Source organism: Limosilactobacillus urinaemulieris (assembly GCF_014838745.1).
GTDB classification, from domain to species: Bacteria; Bacillota; Bacilli; order Lactobacillales; family Lactobacillaceae; genus Limosilactobacillus; species Limosilactobacillus urinaemulieris.
Map to the genome: position 1 here is coordinate 37,353 of NZ_JABUXR010000008.1, position 16,465 is coordinate 53,817.

Annotated in this window: 18 protein-coding genes; 16 read left to right on the forward strand and 2 right to left on the reverse strand. The window is 35.8% G+C overall.

Annotation, left to right across the window (positions count from 1 at the left end; all coding sequences use genetic code 11):
* Positions 1 to 430: 430 nt before the first annotated feature.
* The 4 genes from yjeM to HUK45_RS05335 all read left to right on the forward strand — a co-directional run bounded on the left by yjeM (position 431) and on the right by HUK45_RS05335 (position 3,941).
* On the forward strand, positions 431 to 1,945 hold the full coding sequence (yjeM, locus tag HUK45_RS05320; protein ID WP_191911429.1) for a glutamate/gamma-aminobutyrate family transporter YjeM: 1,515 nt from the start codon (positions 431 to 433) through the stop codon (positions 1,943 to 1,945).
* A gap of 423 nt (positions 1,946 to 2,368) precedes the next feature.
* Positions 2,369 to 2,602 (forward strand): antitoxin of toxin-antitoxin stability system, encoded by a 234-nt coding sequence (locus HUK45_RS05325; RefSeq protein WP_191911473.1) that lies wholly within the window; start codon positions 2,369 to 2,371, stop codon positions 2,600 to 2,602.
* Complete coding sequence (locus HUK45_RS05330) at positions 2,583 to 2,942, forward strand: type II toxin-antitoxin system PemK/MazF family toxin (protein WP_191911430.1); 360 nt, start codon at positions 2,583 to 2,585, stop codon at positions 2,940 to 2,942. The genes HUK45_RS05325 and HUK45_RS05330 overlap by 20 nt, the downstream gene beginning before the upstream one ends.
* A 69-nt stretch (positions 2,943 to 3,011) precedes the next feature.
* A complete protein-coding gene (locus HUK45_RS05335) occupies positions 3,012 to 3,941 on the forward strand; it encodes a YihY/virulence factor BrkB family protein (RefSeq protein ID WP_235972023.1) in 930 nt (309 codons plus the stop codon).
* Positions 3,942 to 4,003: 62 nt separating this feature from the next.
* Here HUK45_RS05335 and HUK45_RS05340 read toward each other — a convergent pair whose 3' ends face one another.
* Positions 4,004 to 4,246: a DUF2922 domain-containing protein gene (locus tag HUK45_RS05340; RefSeq protein WP_191911431.1), complete on the reverse strand. Its 243-nt coding sequence runs from the start codon at positions 4,244 to 4,246 to the stop codon at positions 4,004 to 4,006.
* A gap of 24 nt (positions 4,247 to 4,270) precedes the next feature.
* Positions 4,271 to 4,483 carry a hypothetical protein gene (locus HUK45_RS05345; protein ID WP_191911432.1) on the reverse strand — a complete coding sequence of 71 codons (213 nt, stop codon included), beginning with the start codon at positions 4,481 to 4,483 and terminating at the stop codon, positions 4,271 to 4,273.
* Between the two features lie 101 nt (positions 4,484 to 4,584).
* On the opposite strand from HUK45_RS05345, the gene recX reads away from it, so the two are divergent.
* The 12 genes from recX (at position 4,585) to HUK45_RS05405 (ending at position 16,429) form a co-directional block, all read left to right on the forward strand.
* A complete protein-coding gene (recX, locus tag HUK45_RS05350; protein ID WP_191911433.1) occupies positions 4,585 to 5,397 on the forward strand; it encodes a recombination regulator RecX in 813 nt (270 codons plus the stop codon).
* Between the two features lie 64 nt (positions 5,398 to 5,461).
* Positions 5,462 to 6,115 carry a sugar transferase gene (locus tag HUK45_RS05355; RefSeq protein ID WP_191911434.1) on the forward strand — a complete coding sequence of 218 codons (654 nt, stop codon included), beginning with the start codon at positions 5,462 to 5,464 and terminating at the stop codon, positions 6,113 to 6,115.
* A gap of 11 nt (positions 6,116 to 6,126) precedes the next feature.
* Positions 6,127 to 6,888 (forward strand): DUF4422 domain-containing protein, encoded by a 762-nt coding sequence (locus HUK45_RS05360; RefSeq protein ID WP_191911435.1) that lies wholly within the window; start codon positions 6,127 to 6,129, stop codon positions 6,886 to 6,888.
* A 17-nt stretch (positions 6,889 to 6,905) separates the two neighbouring features.
* Entirely contained in the window at positions 6,906 to 7,835 is a 930-nt protein-coding gene (locus tag HUK45_RS05365; protein ID WP_191911436.1) for a glycosyltransferase family 2 protein, read from the forward strand.
* Between the two features lie 12 nt (positions 7,836 to 7,847).
* Positions 7,848 to 9,062, forward strand: a complete 1,215-nt coding sequence (locus HUK45_RS05370) for a hypothetical protein (protein WP_191911437.1) — start codon at positions 7,848 to 7,850, stop codon at positions 9,060 to 9,062.
* The gene (locus tag HUK45_RS05375) at positions 9,040 to 9,684 is read left to right on the forward strand and encodes a YveK family protein (protein ID WP_191911438.1); all 645 of its coding nucleotides are present in this window, start codon (positions 9,040 to 9,042) and stop codon (positions 9,682 to 9,684) included. Before HUK45_RS05370 ends, HUK45_RS05375 begins: the two co-directional genes overlap by 23 nt.
* Positions 9,685 to 9,688: 4 nt before the next feature.
* Positions 9,689 to 10,699, forward strand: coding sequence for a sugar transferase (locus tag HUK45_RS05380; protein ID WP_191911439.1), 1,011 nt, complete (start codon positions 9,689 to 9,691; stop codon positions 10,697 to 10,699).
* 206 nt (positions 10,700 to 10,905) lie between these two features.
* Entirely contained in the window at positions 10,906 to 12,024 is a 1,119-nt protein-coding gene (glf, locus tag HUK45_RS05385; RefSeq protein ID WP_191911440.1) for a UDP-galactopyranose mutase, read from the forward strand.
* Between the two features lie 6 nt (positions 12,025 to 12,030).
* A complete protein-coding gene (locus tag HUK45_RS05390) occupies positions 12,031 to 13,452 on the forward strand; it encodes an oligosaccharide flippase family protein (protein ID WP_191911441.1) in 1,422 nt (473 codons plus the stop codon).
* 19 nt (positions 13,453 to 13,471) lie between these two features.
* On the forward strand, positions 13,472 to 14,350 hold the full coding sequence (locus tag HUK45_RS05395; protein ID WP_191911442.1) for a beta-1,6-N-acetylglucosaminyltransferase: 879 nt from the start codon (positions 13,472 to 13,474) through the stop codon (positions 14,348 to 14,350).
* A gap of 1 nt (position 14,351) precedes the next feature.
* Positions 14,352 to 15,368 carry a beta-1,6-galactofuranosyltransferase gene (locus HUK45_RS05400; RefSeq protein ID WP_191911443.1) on the forward strand — a complete coding sequence of 339 codons (1,017 nt, stop codon included), beginning with the start codon at positions 14,352 to 14,354 and terminating at the stop codon, positions 15,366 to 15,368.
* Between the two features lie 2 nt (positions 15,369 to 15,370).
* The gene (locus HUK45_RS05405) at positions 15,371 to 16,429 is read left to right on the forward strand and encodes an acyltransferase (RefSeq protein ID WP_191911444.1); all 1,059 of its coding nucleotides are present in this window, start codon (positions 15,371 to 15,373) and stop codon (positions 16,427 to 16,429) included.
* Positions 16,430 to 16,465: the final 36 nt, after the last annotated feature.

The window sequence follows — 16,465 nt, forward strand, 5'->3', positions numbered from 1 at the left end:
TCGAGGGAACGCGTTTCGACTCTTTTGCACTCCATTAACCCATAAGAAAATAAAGTGACCACTAAAGTTAAATAAAGGGAACATAATAATGCATAAATAAAATGGCAGATCTGCTAAAGAAAAATTAGTGATCTGTCATTTTATGATTTATGAGAATTGAAGGAGCAAGCTTTACTAAGAGTTATTCAAATAAATCGTTCATAATGTTCGATGACCATATTAATAAATATACGAAAATTTATTGTATTAATCACTAATAATGTATTTTATGCGTGAATAAGTCAATTAATATGCATAAATAAAATTAGAAAATGATAAGAAATACTGAAAAACTCTTTTATTTTTAGTAAAGAGGACTATACTTAAAATATTAAATAATTTCTTATTTTTATTTAAGAATCTTTGCATTATATTATGGAGGTTTTTTGTTTTGGATGAGCAGAGTAGTAATAAAAAAATGATTACTACCTTCGGCCTAGTGACGATGATCATTACTGCGATCTTTGGTTTTGGTAACGTATCAAACGCCTACTTACAAATGGGCTACGGCAGTATTATCTGGTATGCGCTTGCGGGTATTTGTTTCTTCTTCCCGTGTGGCTTAATGATGGCAGAATATGGTTCTGCATTTAAAGACGCTAAAGGAGGAATTTACTCCTGGCTTGCCGGTTCGATTGGTGAACGAATGGCTTTTATCGGAACTTTCGTTTGGTTAGCTTCCTGGATTGTTTGGATGGTTTCCACCGCTTCCCGGATTTGGATTACTTTTTCCGCATTGATTTTTGGTAAGGATACCACTCAGCAGTGGCATTTCTGGGGAATGACTTCAACTGAAGTTATTGGTGTCCTTGGAATTATCTTAATGATTGCTTGTACCTACTTTAGTTCTCAGGGGATGACTGCGATTGCCAAAGTTGGTTCACTTGGTGGGATCTTCACCGTTGTTGTTAATATCATTTATGTGATTGCAGCTATTATTGTTTTGATTATTAACAAGGGTGTTTTAGCTCAACATTTTGATGGTGCTCAGAGCTTGATTATGTCACCTAACCCACAATTCCAGACGCCAATTGCAATTATTTCTTTCGTTGTTTATGCAATCTTCGCTTATGGTGGTATGGAATCACTTGGATCTGTTACTGATTCAATGAAGAACCCTGAAAAGACTTTCCCACGTGGCTTAATCATTGCCTCTATTTTTACAATCGGTGCTTATGTCATCATGATTTTGATGGCTGGTTGGTTTGCTAATTACAAGCATGACTTTGCAGTGTCGACAACTAACCTGGGGAACGCTACTTATGTCCTCTTTAACATCTTAGGGGTTAAATTAGGAACTGCTTTAGGATTTTCTCATGCAGTTGCTCTCGAATGGGGTGCTGCCATGACACGGATTGTTGCCTTCTCACAGGCACTAGGATTCTTAGGAGCCCTCTTCGTTCTGATGTATTCACCAATTAAGGCCTTTATTCTTGGTTCTAACCCTGATTTATGGCCAAAGAAGCTCACTAAGCTTAATAAGGCGGGGATGCCTGCCAATGCAATGTGGCTTCAGGTTACAGTTGTTTCCATTATTATCTTCTTGGTTGCCTTTGGTGGTTCTGCCGCTCAACGGTTCTACACCATCTTGACTGATATGGCCAACGTTTCCACCTGTTTCCCATACCTTTTCTTAGTTGGTGCATTTCCATTCTTTAAGAAGCGGACAGATATTGAACGGCCATTTGTTGTCTTCAAGAACAAGGCATTGACTAATACGATTGTTTGTTTCGTTGAAATTATTTTGATTGTCGGAATTCTCTTTACCTTTATCCAACCAATGTTAGATAAGGATTGGGAGACTGCTTTCTGGACAATCGCTGGTCCTGTCTTCTTCGCTGCAGTAGCTTTGATCTTCTACCAAATCTCTGCTAAGAAACACCATGTTAAGAATGTGATTAAGTAGGAGAGTGCGAGTCAGCAGAGGACTTGCGGTTGGCTAACGATGACTTCTGGCGAAGGCGTGACTTTGTTCACGTCTAGCCAGAAGGGCGTTAGCTCTAGCAAGTCCCTGACGAGCATGTTTCGACTATGTTGCAGTGGTAATGCTGGCTCTAGCAAGTTCTTGGCAAGCACGCTTTCTGAGTCGTTATCTCGAAGTATTAAAAATTAAATCGGTGCAACAAACAAGTTATCGGTGCAAAATCAGTCGATTTTGCACCGATAATCTTTAAATTGCACTGAAAAATCAGAAAAGTTTCGGTTAATTTCCGATCTTTTCTGATTTTTTTCCGTTTTTAAATGGTGTGGGAATAAGCGATATTCCTTCTAAGACATTGAGAGGTGAGATATAATGTATATCAAATATATATTAACGGAGGGCGTTAAAATGACAGTTAAGATCAGACGCGTTGGAACATCGGATGTTCTTACCGTTCCTAAATCTATTAAGAAGCGGTACAAGGAATATGAGGTATACCAAGATCGAAGTGGGGCGATAGTGTATATGCCTAAACGTAGTAATCCTTTTAAGAATAGTGAATTTGTTGCAAAGCATCTTTATGATGGTGATGATACTGGCTTTATTGATGGTGGGGTAAGGGATGACGAATTATTACATTAATAAGTACCTTCCTCAAAAGCAGGATCTGATTTGGATTGATTTTGAGCCTTCTGTTGGTGAAGAAATTAAGGGGAGGCATCCAGCAATCGTGATGAGTTCTGCTAATTATAGTAAGGTCACCGGGCTGGTAATGGTCATGTCGGTTACACATGCCAAGAATAATCGATTGAGGGAGTTCTTCATACCACTGCATACAAAGGAAATCGAAGGCTATATTAATCCACTTCAAATTTTTACGTTTAGTATTCGAAAACGCTGGGTAGAATTTACCGGAGAAATTGCTAGTCCACAAGATTGGGCTCGCGCTTTGATGATCCATAATGAAATATTGAATAGCTAATAAGTGGAGATGGCCTTTTCCCCAGTTCGCACGCAATTCAAAATAATGTATAATGAACGAGTATTACTGATGAGGAGTTGGGCAATGATCGGGAAGCTAAATAAAGCAAAATTAAAGAATTTAGTTGCAATGCTGGTCAAGCATTTTACCCTGGCCCAACTATCTAGTTCTGCGGCCACACTCGCGTACTATACGTTACTTTCAATTTTTCCGGCATTGCTGGTGATTGGGAACTTATTACCGATGATCGGTTTGGATGCGAATACAGTTCTTACCTACCTGCAAACGTTAGTCCCGGCAACGGTTTATAGCTTTATTCGGCCACTTGTCCTTGATTTTCTTCAACGAGGAAGTGGTGGTGTCCTGACCACCGGGGCCTTGATTGCTCTTTGGTCGACTAGTCAGGGAATCGCTGCTTTTCAACGAAGTGTCAATCATGCGTATGGAATTGCTGAAAATCAAAATCCGATTAGCAATCGGGTAATTTCGTTTATCTGGATGATTGTTGTTGTCATCATTATCTTCGTGATCGTCTTCCTTTACGGGGTCGGTGAACAATTCCTGAAATGGCTTCAACCATTCCTACACTTCAATCGGCGCTATATTTTCCTGTTCAGCAGCTTGAAGTGGCCAATTACCTTTGCCGTTATCTTTATCGCTTTGACAATGCTGTATTACTTTGTTCCCAACGCTAAGGTCGGCCTTCGCTTTGCGGCAATTGGGGCATTCCTTGTTTCGATCTTCTGGCTATGGCTTTCCAAGTTATTTGGGTTATATACCGTTCTTTTCAGCCATGGCGTGATCGGTTATAAGACCATTGGAGCCTTCATTGCAATGATGGTTTGGCTGGACTTTTCTGGTTACCTCATCATGATGGGCGCGGCAATTAACGCAGCCTTTCAAGAGGCTCACGATGGGAAACTCGAAGAAAAAGAGCACTTCTGGCAGTTAATTAAAACGGAACATGATGATGCTCGTAAACGAATTGTAAGAAAATAGCGAGACTGGAGATAACCAGCCTCGCTATTAAGGTAAGGATTATTAAAATGGAATACTGTTAGCTATTCTGCTACTGAAGCTTGCTTTTCGCTATTGAAAAGAACAGTTGGGATTGTGTCAACGTACTTCGCGGCAATTGGAGTAACGTACAGCTCTTCACCGTCCTTGAAGAACAGGTGAGTATTAGTTAAGTTAATCATTGCTTGGCGGACCGTTTCAGCATCCAGTTGATCATTTGCATAGCTTAGCTTAAGAACGTGTTTCTTACCAAGGCTACCCTTGAAAGTTAAATTAAGAGTTTTCATAAATTAAATCTTCCTTTCTAATCTTTAAACGAGGGAAATTGATTGAGTATTAACTACGTCTGCGCCAATCACTTTTTCGGTGGTTAGAATTTCCATGGCAGAGCTAAGGAGCTTAAACTGTTCTTCGCTGACATTTTCAGAAACGTTATTCAGGACATGTTTTACTCCCTTGGGGTGTTTTTCTCCGACTAACGTTAATTGAATCTTGGCTGCTTTGAACTTTCGTGACATGCTCATGATGAATTCTCCTTTGGTTTAATTTAATTGATAAGTAGTGGCCACTGCTTACACCTATTAACAACGAATGAGAAGTGGATTTGTAAAGAAGGAATTTTAAAATGGCAAAAATTACTAAAATTGAAGCGCAAAAAAGGCAGGGAAGGTACAACATTTACTTAGATGGTAAATATGCCTTTCCGGTAGCTGAGAGTGTATTGATCCAGTTCCGTTTGATGAAGGGGATGGAGATTGATCATGAACTCGAAGCCCAAATTACGACCGCTGATCAAATTGCCCGGGCCTATTCGCGGATGCTGGATTACTTATCTCACCAATTACGAACAGAAAGTGATGTGATCCAAAAGCTTCGGGATCTTGAGACGCCAGAAGAATTTATTGAGCCAGTTCTGCAAAAACTTCGTGCGCAAAAGCTGTTAGATGATCATGAATACGCTGCTAGTTACGTTCGTACTGAGATGAATACTGATCTTAAAGGTCCGGGGAATATTCGGCAGAAGCTCCGCCTAAAAAAGATCGGTGAAAATGATATTGACGATGCATTAGCTCAATTTACTCTCGAACGACAATTAGAAAACGCCACAAAATTAGCCAAGAAGCTCTTTCGTCGCTATCGTTCCCAACCCACTCGTCGTCAGGAACAAAAAGTTCGTCAGGGACTAATGACAAAAGGATACGCTAGCACGATCTACGATCAAATTAAGGATCAGGTTGAACCAGAAGAAGATCTTGACCAACAAGAAGAGCTGCTGAATCACCAGGCAGAGAAAATCTGGCACCGTTACCGTCGCTACCAAGGTTATGAGCGAGAAATGAAGTTTAAACAAGCAATGTACCGCAAAGGCTTTGATTTAGATGTTACGCAAGCTTGGCTAGATCGTCAGGATTCAGAGGAAAGCTTTTCAGACGAGTAAAATGCTGGTAAAATGTGTAAGATACGTAGAAAAGTACAAAAATAAAACTTAAAAGAGAAGTATAATGACACAAAAGAAAATTCATATTGATGAGAGAAAACTGCAACATCAGTATGGCTACCGGTTTATCAAGCGCCTTTTTGATGTAGTTGCGTCTTCAGTTGCGGTAGTGATTCTTAGTCCAGTTTTTTTAATCATCGCAATCGCAATTAAAATCAATGATCCTGCGGGACCAGTTTTTTATACCCAGACCCGGGTCGGAAAAGATGGTAAGCCCTTTAAAATGTTTAAGTTCCGATCAATGGTTACTAACGCTGATGAGCTGTTAGAAAAGCTCCGTGATCAGAATGAAGTTGAAGGCGCAATGTTCAAAATGAAGGAGGACCCTCGGATTACCAAGGTTGGTAAGTTTATTCGGAAGTATAGTTTGGATGAACTGCCTCAATTATTGAACGTTGTTGGAGGTTCGATGAGTATTGTTGGGCCCCGGCCACCGCTACCATACGAAGTTAAAGAGTATACTGATTATGATCGTCAACGCTTAATGGTTAAGCCTGGTGCTACTGGGATGTGGCAAGTTGGTGGGCGAAACGCCTTAAGCTTTGATCAGATGGTTGAACTTGATTTGACCTACATTAATGAACGTTCAGTATGGCTTGATCTTAAGATTATGTTTGAAACTGTTAAGGTGATGATCAAGCCCAACGCTGCTTATTAAGGAGAACGATTGTGAAGACAAAAGTATTAGTTGCTGCCCATAAAAATTATGCAATGCCCAAAGACCCATTGTATTTACCAGTATTTGTTGGTAAAGAGATTCATCCTGATGTTAACCATACTTTCCAGGGTGATAATACGGGGGACAATATTTCAGCGAAGAACCCTTACTATAATGAATTAACAGCGATTTACTGGGGATGGAAGAACTTAGACGTTGATGCAATGGGGTTAGTTCACTATCGTCGTTACCTAAGTCTTAACCACCAAAAATCACTGGATGAGGTATTGTCAAGTGAACAAGTGGCTGACTTGCTTAAGGATCATGATATTATCTTGCCACCTAAACGACGTTACTATATCGAGACAAATGAATCTCACTACCTCCACGCTCATGAGCATGAACCATTTGAGGTAATGCGTCAGGTGATCCACCAAAATTATCCTGAATATGCCCCTGCCTTTGAAAAGGTTATGAAACGAACATGGGCCCACATGTTTAACATGTTCATTATGAAGCGTAAACCGTTAGATGAATATTGCACATGGATGTTTGACGTTCTTGGTGAAGTGGAAAGTCGGATTGATATTTCAAATTATTCAACCTACGAACAACGGGTTTACGGCTTTTTAAGCGAGCTACTATTGGATGTATGGCTTGAGGTTCACCCTGAATATTCGACGGTTGAAGTAAAGTACGTCTTCATGGAGCATACTAACTGGTTCAAGAAGGGCGGTAAGTTTGTTCTGCGGAAGATTACAGGACATGCGTAAAGAGGAGACAGATTTAATTGCCTAAGTTATCCATTGTTGTTCCTTGTTACAATGAGCAAGAATCAATTCCATTATTTTATCCTGCTGTTGAAAAAGTTGTTAATAAGATGCCAGTCGAGGTTGAATATTGGTTTGTTAATGATGGTTCGGCTGATAAGACCCTGGATGAATTACGAAAGTTGCATCAACAAAATCCTGATAAAGTTCATTATGTATCCTTTTCTAGAAATTTTGGTAAGGAAGCTGGGCTATATGCTGGACTTGAAGCGACGACAGGAGATTATGTTGTTGTAATGGATGTTGATTTACAAGATCCTCCTGAATATTTACCAATAATGTATAAGTATATCTCTACGGGAGAATATGATTGTGTTGGGATGCGACGAACTGATCGTACTGGTGAAGCAAAGTTTAAATCATTCCTTAGTGATAAATTCTACGATGTTATTAACAAAGTTTCCGATACTAAGATTGTTAACGGTGCTCGTGATTATCGAATGATGACTCGCCAAATGGTTAATGCCGTCTTATCTTTAAAAGAATATAACCGTTTCTCAAAAGGAATCTTTAATTGGGTTGGCTTTAAGACTAAATACCTACCATATAAAAACGTCCGACGGATTGCTGGAACAACTGATTGGTCCACGTGGAAGCTATTTAAGTATGCTGTGGATGGCATAACTGACTTTTCCGAAGCACCACTGTCAATTGCAACCTGGATTGGTGGGATGTCAGCATTCTTATCAATTTTAGGATTGATTTTTGTAATTGTTCGGAGAATTATTGAACCAAGCAGTAGCGCTTTTGGTTGGGCATCAATGGTCTGTATTATGTTATTACTTGGTGGATTGCAGCTGATGTGTATTGGAATTGTCGGCAAGTATATTGGCAAAATCTATATGCAAACTAAACAACGACCAATCTATATTGTAAAAGAGAAAAAGTAGGAGGAAAGTAGGGTGCAATATCTATCATCCAAATATCAACGGTTAATTAACCTTGAGTTAGATGGACAAATCCTTTATGAAATAGCGTTTGCCTTTTACTTTGTAATTGCTTTTCTTCAAACCTCAACCTATACTTTTTATTTTCCTGGTAACCTTCTACATCAAATTGCTTTTATTCCATTAGCGATCGTTTTGTTTAAGATTATCTTTTTTGATTCAAATACAATAAGAAAAATAACGGTTAATCTTTTAGTCCTTGCTATTCTATTCATTACTTGGAGGACATCAGGTGAGTTTATCCTCTTTCCAATGGGGATTTTTGTTTTAGGTGCTAGAAATGTAGATTTTAAGAAAATCATTTATTTATATTTAGTGTTAGGAACGATCCTTCTCTCGTTTGTCTTTTTTACTTCTCTAATCGGTTTAACCAAGAACCTAATTTTTCATCGGGGAATTCACACATTAAGACGGGCATTTGGGATTATTTACCCAACTGATTTTGCTGCCCATATTCTATATCTAGTATTGGCATATTGTTATCTTTACTTCAATAAGCTTTCGTGGAAGAGTTATACAGTATTTGTGCTATTAGCAATCTTCCTCATTAAGTTTTGTGATGCACGTTTGAATGCCTATGCTTTGATTTTGGTAATTCCAGTAATGATGATCGGACAACGGGCACAAAAAGGATATATTGTTTCAAGATCGATTGCTATCTTTTACTGGGTCTTACCAGTATTGGCAGCTTATATTACTATGCTCGTATCATATCTTTATATTCCTAATAATCATCTTTTTGAAAAAGCAAATGGATTATTGTCAGGGCGATTATTTTATGGTCATGAGGCAATAAGAAAATATGCTCTTACTGTTTTTGGTCAACATGTTTACGAAAATGGTTATGGTGCTGCCGGTGGAATAAAGAAAGTAATTACCGGAAATAATTATTTCTATATTGATTCCGCATTTTTAAGATTGTTTATTATTTATGGAATTATAATGGCTTTATTAATCATAATAGCAATGACAATTGTTTCTTATCGTTCTATTCAAAAAGCTGATTTTGCCTTAGCAAGCATTATGGTTATTGTAACGATTAGTGCAATTGTGGAACAACGTCTTCTAGATTTCGGCTACGATCCGTTTTTAATTGCTATTTTTGCGCAATGTTATTTTTCAAACAAATTGATATCGGAGGAGAAAAATGAAAAACGTAACTTTAAATAATTTAATGAAAAAATACGGGAAACCAGTTTTAGTTGTTCTTATTTTTGCTATCCTCGGCGCTTTAGTAATGGGAGTAGATGCTAAAAAGAAAAAATCAACTACCTATACCGCTAGTCGTCAAATTGTAATTTCTCACAATATTCCTCAAGAAATGCGGACAATGTCAAGTGGAGCAAATATTTCAATTGTTAGTGAAGATAACAATATGATGCCAACTTATAAGGATATTGCCGAAAACGGGACAATTGCTCAAGAAGCACGAAAGCATCTGTCTAAGTCAATGAAGAAAAAATACTCAACAGATGACATTAAGAGTGCTATTGATGCTAAAATTTCACAACAATCGTTAGTGATGGAGCTAAAGGCAAAAACATCGTCTAGGGAAGCATCTGTAAAGATTGTTAACGCAACTGCAAAGGCAATGAAGGAAGAATTACCACTGTTACAACCGGGTTCGGGAAAGGTAACGCTTTTACAAAAAGCTACTGTTAATAATACCGATAGTAAAACAACTCCTAGCACGAAAAAATATGTAGTTGTTGGCTTTGCTTTAGGCGCATTGCTGGGATTGATTATTGAATTTGTTATTTTTACGGTTAAGAATTTCGGACATAAAGAGTAGAAAAATGAAAAAAGTAATTTTTACGGTTGCTGACTATGGAAATGGTAATAATGCAGGTCCCAAAGCTAAACGAGATGTGGATCATTATTTATTACAATCTGACTTTGAAATAATTCATCAGCAATTAAATAATAAATCTAAGTTAGATAAAATTAAGACAGCATACTGGGTAATCCCCCATTTATTTAATAATATAGAGAAATTTGATGAGTTATTCTTTCAGTACCCAACTTATTCAAGCTATGTGATGAAAAGGTTGGTAAAAAAAATGCGTTCAAAAAGTAAGAAGCTGTTCTTCATTGTTCATGATGTTGAATCACTTCGCCTTTTTCAAAATGATCAAACCTATTGGGAAGGTGAGCGGTCACTTTTTAACGCTACTGATGGATTGATAGTTCATAATCATGAAATGAAGCGATGGCTACAGGAAAATGGTGTTACTGTTCCAATGGTAGAATTGGGGATTTTTGATTACAACAACCCTCAAAAAATAAACCAAAATTCTGAATATGATAGGACAGTTTGCTTTGCCGGAAACTTAGCTAAATCAAAGTTCCTTAATAAAGTGAGTTTACAAACTGGAAAATTAGAAATCTTTGGTTCATATCCAAGTAAACACTATTTAAAAGGCGTTTCTTATCATGGTCAAATGAGCCCAGATGAATTACCGAAGAAACTTACTCAAAATTTCGGGCTAGTTTGGGATGGTGACCAATTAGATACTTGTAGTGGGAAGTTTGGAAATTATATGCGTTATAATAATCCACATAAAGCCTCACTTTATTTAAGTACTGGACAGCCAGTGATTATTTGGAAGAAAGCTGCTTTAGCAGAGTTTGTTATTAAAAATAAAGTTGGAATTGCAGTGGACAGTTTAGAAAATCTAGATGAAATCTTGGATAAAATCACTGCAGAGCAATATCAATTAATGAAAAACAATACTATAAAATTAGCAAGCAGTTTGAGAAGTGGACAATTTATAAAGCAAGCAGTTAAAAATATAGAAAATTATTAAGAAAAATAAATGTCGATTAACATTATAGTTAATCGCTTTTTTTGAAATAGAAATAATTTCGATCTTTTTAACATGCTAGCATGATTATGCCATCTATACTAAATTATATTTTGATAGTATAATCAAGATATTTGTAAAGTTTGATATTAAAATGTAATCGTATTTTATTTGCTAATAAATTTTATACAAAAAGAAGGGAATTACTCATGACGAAGTATGACTATTTAGTAGTTGGTGCCGGTTTATTTGGTGCTACCTTTGCCTACGAAACAGCTAAGCGTGGCAAAAAGGTTAAGGTAATTGAAAAGCGTGATCACATTGCAGGAAATATTTACACTAAGGAAGTTGACGGTATCCAAGTCCATCAATATGGTGCTCATATTTTCCACACTTCTAATAAGGAGATCTGGAATTACATTAATCAGTTTGCTGAATTTAACCGTTACACAAACAGTCCTGTTGCTAATTACAAGGGGCAAATGTATAATTTGCCATTTAATATGAATACCTTTAGTGAAATGTGGGGTGTTCGTACGCCAGCAGAAGCACTGGCAAAGATTAACGAACAGCGTCAAGAAATGGCGGGTAAGGAACCGAAGAACCTTGAAGAACAAGCCATTTCATTAATTGGTCGGGACATCTACGAAAAGTTAATTAAGGGTTATACCGAAAAGCAATGGGGGCAAAAAGCTACCGAACTACCAGCATTTATTATTCGGCGGTTACCTGTTCGTCTGACATATGACAACAATTACTTCAATGATCTCTACCAAGGAATTCCAATTGGTGGTTATACTCAAATTGTTGAAAAGATGCTTGATAGTGAATTGATTGATGTTGAAACTGGAGTTGACTTTTTTGATCAGAAGGATGATTATTTAGCTAATTATCCTAAGGTTGTTTTCACTGGAATGATTGATCAATTCTTTGATTATCAACTTGGTGAACTTCAATATCGGAGTCTACGTTTTGAGACTGAAGAAAAGAACGTTGGTAATTACCAAGGGAACGCGGTGATTAACTATACCGATGCTGAAACGCCATACACGCGGATTATCGAACATAAGCACTTCGAATTTGGTAAGGGCGACAAAGATAAAACGATTATTACCCGAGAATATCCAGCTGACTGGCATCGTGGGGATGAACCATACTACCCAGTTAATAACCAGCAAAATAATGAGCTTTATAAGAAGTATGCTCAACTTGCTACAGAGAAAGCTAATAATGTTATCTTTGGTGGACGGCTTGGTCAATATCGCTACTACAATATGGATCAAGTTCTCCACGCAGCCTTAGTTGCCGTAAATAAGGAGTTTAAGTAATTAGCAATGAAAGTTATCAAGAACTATTTGTATAATGCGGGATATCAAATTTTGAACATGATCATTCCATTGATCACCGTTCCTTATATTTCTCGTGTTTTAGGTGCACATGATGTTGGTATTAACGAATACACTAATAGTTGGGTAACTTTCTTCTTCTTGATGGGGCAAATGGGCATTACTCTTTATGGTAATCGAGAAGTTGCTTATCATCGTGATGATTTATATAAGCGGTCACAGACGTTTTGGGGAGTAGAGGCTCTACAATTGCTAACGGTTTCTACCGCTTTTATTCTATATCTTGCAGCTGTTTTCCTTTTTAGTACTACATTTAAGGAATTCTTTCTTCTTCAAGCAATTTGGATTATTGCTACTGGAGTAGATATATCCTGGTACTTTATGGGATTAGAAGAATTTCGAATAACTGTTGTTAGAAATACTTTGGTAAAAATTGCCTCACTGATCCTTATCTTCACCATGGTTAAGACTTCTAATGACTTAGGTAAATATATTTTAATTCTAGGTGCTTCTCAATTAGTGGGGAACCTTACACTTTGGCCCTATTTGCGTGGTAACATTATTTGGGTAAGTGTCAAGAAATGGCATCCGTTTAAACACTTTTATCCATCACTGTTACTCTTTATTCCAACAATTACTACTCAGGTTTACTTAGTGTTGAACCGATTAATGCTTGGTCGCATGTCAACTCAAGCTGATCTTGGTAATTTCGGGCAGGCAGATAAAATTGTTAAATTTGTCCTAGCAGTAGTTACCGCTACTGGTACTGTTATGCTACCCCATGTTGCAAATAAGTTTGCTAAGGGGGACATAAAGGGAGTTCGTAATAGTTTATATTCATCATTTGATTTTGTATCAGCAATTTCAATTCCAATGATGTTTGGCCTAATGGCAATTGCAAAAAAATTTGGACCATGGTTTTTGGGAAATGGATTCGTTTTATCAGGTTCGGTTATGTTTATTGAGGCACCAATTATAGTATTTATTGCTTGGAGTAATGTTACAGGTACCCAGTACTTAATGCCTATTAATCGTGTTAGGGCTTACACCACTTCTGTAACCATCGGTGCAGTAAGTAATGTTGTTTTCAACTTTTTATTAATAGGGAAATGGGGGGCTAATGGAGCAGCATTAGCAACTGTTGGTTCTGAATTGTTGGTTACAGCTACACAGTTGGTAATGATTAGAAAAACAATAAGCAGAAGGAAAATTTTTAAGGAGCAATGGAAATATATAATCTCAGGTATAGCTATGTTTATAATTGTTAATCGTATCTGCCAATCCATTAATATGACCATTAGTAATTTAGTTTTAGAAATTTTTGTTGGGGTATTTATATATATTATCGGGTTGATCTTAACTAAAGCTTCTATAGTTCAGGAAGGACTAAAAATAATAAGGAAAAATTAATATTGAGGAGAACTTAATTATGCAAGCGGTGTTAATCATAGCTCATAGGGATATTGAACAGGTCCTCTCCCTATCTGAAATTTTAAGTACAAGATTTGAAGTTTATGTACATTTTGATAAAAAAATGCATGTTTCAGATGGAATAAAACAAAAATTAAGGGAAAAAGGGATTAAATTCTATCAACAAATTGATGTCCACTGGGGAGGATGGTCGATTGGACAGGTTGCAATCAATCTAATGAAAGAAGCACTGAAGAACCCCGATATATCCTATTTACATCTAATTTCTGGTCAAGATTGGCCACTGCAATCGATTAATACGATTTATAATTATTATGAAGAAAATGATAAAGCGTATATGAAATTTTTTGATGCTACAAATGTAAAAAAGTCTGGAGAACCAATAATTTGGTGGCAAAAATATTATTATAACTATGATAATATGAACCGGCGAACTCTATACGGGAAAATATATCATCGAGTTTCTATTTTAGTTCAGACTATACTAAGGGTTAATAAGTTTAAAAAATTAGGCATTGAATTAACAATCTACTCAGGTTCTAACTGGTGTGATCTTCCTCGAGATATAGCAGTATATACTCTAAGGTATTTAGATGAACATCCTAATTTATTACAAATGTTAAAGACGGGCTGCTTTTCTGATGAGTTTTGGATGCAAACGATCATCGGTAATTCGAATTATAAAGAAAGAATTTCAACAGACTTTCATAGATATATTTTATGGGAAAAGAAACATAATAGTTATCCAGCTATTTTAGATGAAAATGATTATAAAAGAATTTGTGAGGGTAATTTCTTTTGGGGACGAAAGTTTGTAAAGCCTTATTCAAATAAGCTTGTTAATAAATTAAATAAAAAAATCAGTAAAGGTCAATAGTATGATGAATAAATATATATTAGGCTGGCAAGATAGTGGAAAAAACAATGGTGGACTTAAGGCTAAATCAGATGTTGAATACATATTATCTAAAAAGGATTTTAAGATAATTCCAGGGCCAAAAAGTAAATTAACTAAGTTACTATATCCATATATTTTGAATTATAAAAGTAAGACGTTAGAGAATAGCGTTGTATTAATTCAATATCCAACAGCTAAGGCTTTTCAAAGGAATGCAATTTTGCGTGGAATAAGAAAAGGAAAAAATATAAAGATTATTTTTTTAATTCACGACATTGATGCCTTAAGATTCATAAATGATAATAATCAGGAAAATAAGATAAAAGATGAAATTAATATTTTAAATCAGGCAGATGGTTTAATAGTATTAAATGATATCTTATTAAAAAAATTAGAATTATTGGGAATTGATAAACCGATGGTTAGTATGGGAATTTGGGATTATCTAAATCCCGTTTCTTTGAAAGAAAAGGTTAAGTATGAAGAAAAAGTTTGTTATGCTGGTAACCTTTTAAAAGCAAAGTTCCTATCTAAATATAATCAAAAACACTTACTTAATGTTTTTGGACCTAATAGTTCCAATATGTCAAAAGCAGTTATTTACCATGGACAATTTTCACCTAATGAATTACCTGCTCAGTTAAATTACAATTTTGGTTTAGTATGGGACGGAGATAGTGTGGATACTTGTAGTGGTGACTATGGGATGTATTTGAAGTATAACGATCCTCATAAAGTATCATTGTATATTAGTAGTGGACTGCCTGTGATTATTTGGAAGGAAGCAGCTGTTGCAAAGTTTATACAGCAACATCATGCGGGGATCCTAATAGAAAGCTTGTCTGAAATTGATAAAGTTTTAAGTAAAATAAATCAAGATGATTATTATCAAATGAGAATGAACACGTTAAAACTTGCAAGACTTATGCGAAAAGGTTATTTCTTAGATAAATCAGTAAATAAATTATTAAATTTAATGAAAGTAAGCGGAGAGTAGTTATGAAGCTTGGATTACAAAGATTACATTACATTGATGTTCTTAACTGCATAGCAATAATTTTTGTATTGTTGCTTCATTCGTCCCAATTGGCTCATTTCGGTACTTTAAAAGACTCTAATTTTATTATTACCGAAATTATGCAGTGCCTTTTTATACCAGCAGTGTATATATTCTTTATGAATTCTGGAGCAACTCTGCTAGATTATCGTGATAAATACGATACAAAAACATTTTACAAGAAAAGATTAAAAAGAGTATTAATACCTTTTTTGTTTTGGTCCGCCTTTTATTACTTGTTTAACAGTAGGTTTCATTCTTTTCCTGGACCGATTTTTCAAGAAAATATAGGAATCAAGAACTTTCTAGAACAATTTTTAAATAATAATATTAATAATCTGTTTTGGTTCTTTTATTCAATTATTGCCTTGTATGTAGTTACGCCAGTATTCTCGGTATTAGCTAAGGAACACCGCAATGTTCTGTTTGGTATGGTTGTAATTTATTTTATTTTTACGGACTTACTGACCTATCTAGGGAAGCTTATTAATATAAACTTCTTAACAAAATTTATTGATCAACCACTTCTTACTTCTAGTTTTTTGGGTTATTTTATTATTGGCTATTTAATTAAAGAAAATTACTTTAATCGAAGACATGAAAATATTTTGATTTTAGTTGGATTTTTGTGTTTATTATTAAATATCCTAAATGTTTTAACCGGTTTAAAATACTCTTTTCTTGGGAACGTTGGGCCGTTTCTATATTCAGTTGGATTATATATTTTAATTAAACGACTTGTTAATCATACTAATTATAGTTATAAAATAGCTCAGTGGCTTTCAGGGTCAAGTTTAGGTATTTATATTCTTCATCCAATTTTTTATGCTATTTTTGATAAACTGATTTATAAAACCTCAGCTGGTAATTGGAAAGACTATTTAATTACGTTAAACAGTCCTCTTCATATTTTCCTAATGCCGTTTGTGGTATATATTGTTATTGCTATTCCACTTCACTATTTAAAGAGGTTGAAATTGGTTAAGACTATCATTCCTTAATTGAATATATTACAAAGTTATGTCTTTTAATTACTT

Coding starts and splice junctions, on each gene's coding strand:
- HUK45_RS05340 (WP_191911431.1), bottom strand. CDS start 4,246: ATGAAAACTCTTAATTTAACTTTCAAGGGTAGCCTTGGTAAGAAACAC.
- HUK45_RS05405 (WP_191911444.1), top strand. CDS start 15,371: ATGAAGCTTGGATTACAAAGATTACATTACATTGATGTTCTTAACTGC.
- HUK45_RS05375 (WP_191911438.1), top strand. CDS start 9,040: ATGAAAAACGTAACTTTAAATAATTTAATGAAAAAATACGGGAAACCA.
- HUK45_RS05380 (WP_191911439.1), top strand. CDS start 9,689: ATGAAAAAAGTAATTTTTACGGTTGCTGACTATGGAAATGGTAATAAT.
- glf (WP_191911440.1), top strand. CDS start 10,906: ATGACGAAGTATGACTATTTAGTAGTTGGTGCCGGTTTATTTGGTGCT.
- HUK45_RS05345 (WP_191911432.1), bottom strand. CDS start 4,483: ATGAGCATGTCACGAAAGTTCAAAGCAGCCAAGATTCAATTAACGTTA.
- HUK45_RS05355 (WP_191911434.1), top strand. CDS start 5,462: ATGACACAAAAGAAAATTCATATTGATGAGAGAAAACTGCAACATCAG.
- HUK45_RS05390 (WP_191911441.1), top strand. CDS start 12,031: ATGAAAGTTATCAAGAACTATTTGTATAATGCGGGATATCAAATTTTG.
- HUK45_RS05325 (WP_191911473.1), top strand. CDS start 2,369: ATGACAGTTAAGATCAGACGCGTTGGAACATCGGATGTTCTTACCGTT.
- HUK45_RS05335 (WP_235972023.1), top strand. CDS start 3,012: ATGAGGAGTTGGGCAATGATCGGGAAGCTAAATAAAGCAAAATTAAAG.
- HUK45_RS05395 (WP_191911442.1), top strand. CDS start 13,472: ATGCAAGCGGTGTTAATCATAGCTCATAGGGATATTGAACAGGTCCTC.
- HUK45_RS05400 (WP_191911443.1), top strand. CDS start 14,352: ATGATGAATAAATATATATTAGGCTGGCAAGATAGTGGAAAAAACAAT.
- HUK45_RS05330 (WP_191911430.1), top strand. CDS start 2,583: ATGACGAATTATTACATTAATAAGTACCTTCCTCAAAAGCAGGATCTG.
- recX (WP_191911433.1), top strand. CDS start 4,585: ATGGCAAAAATTACTAAAATTGAAGCGCAAAAAAGGCAGGGAAGGTAC.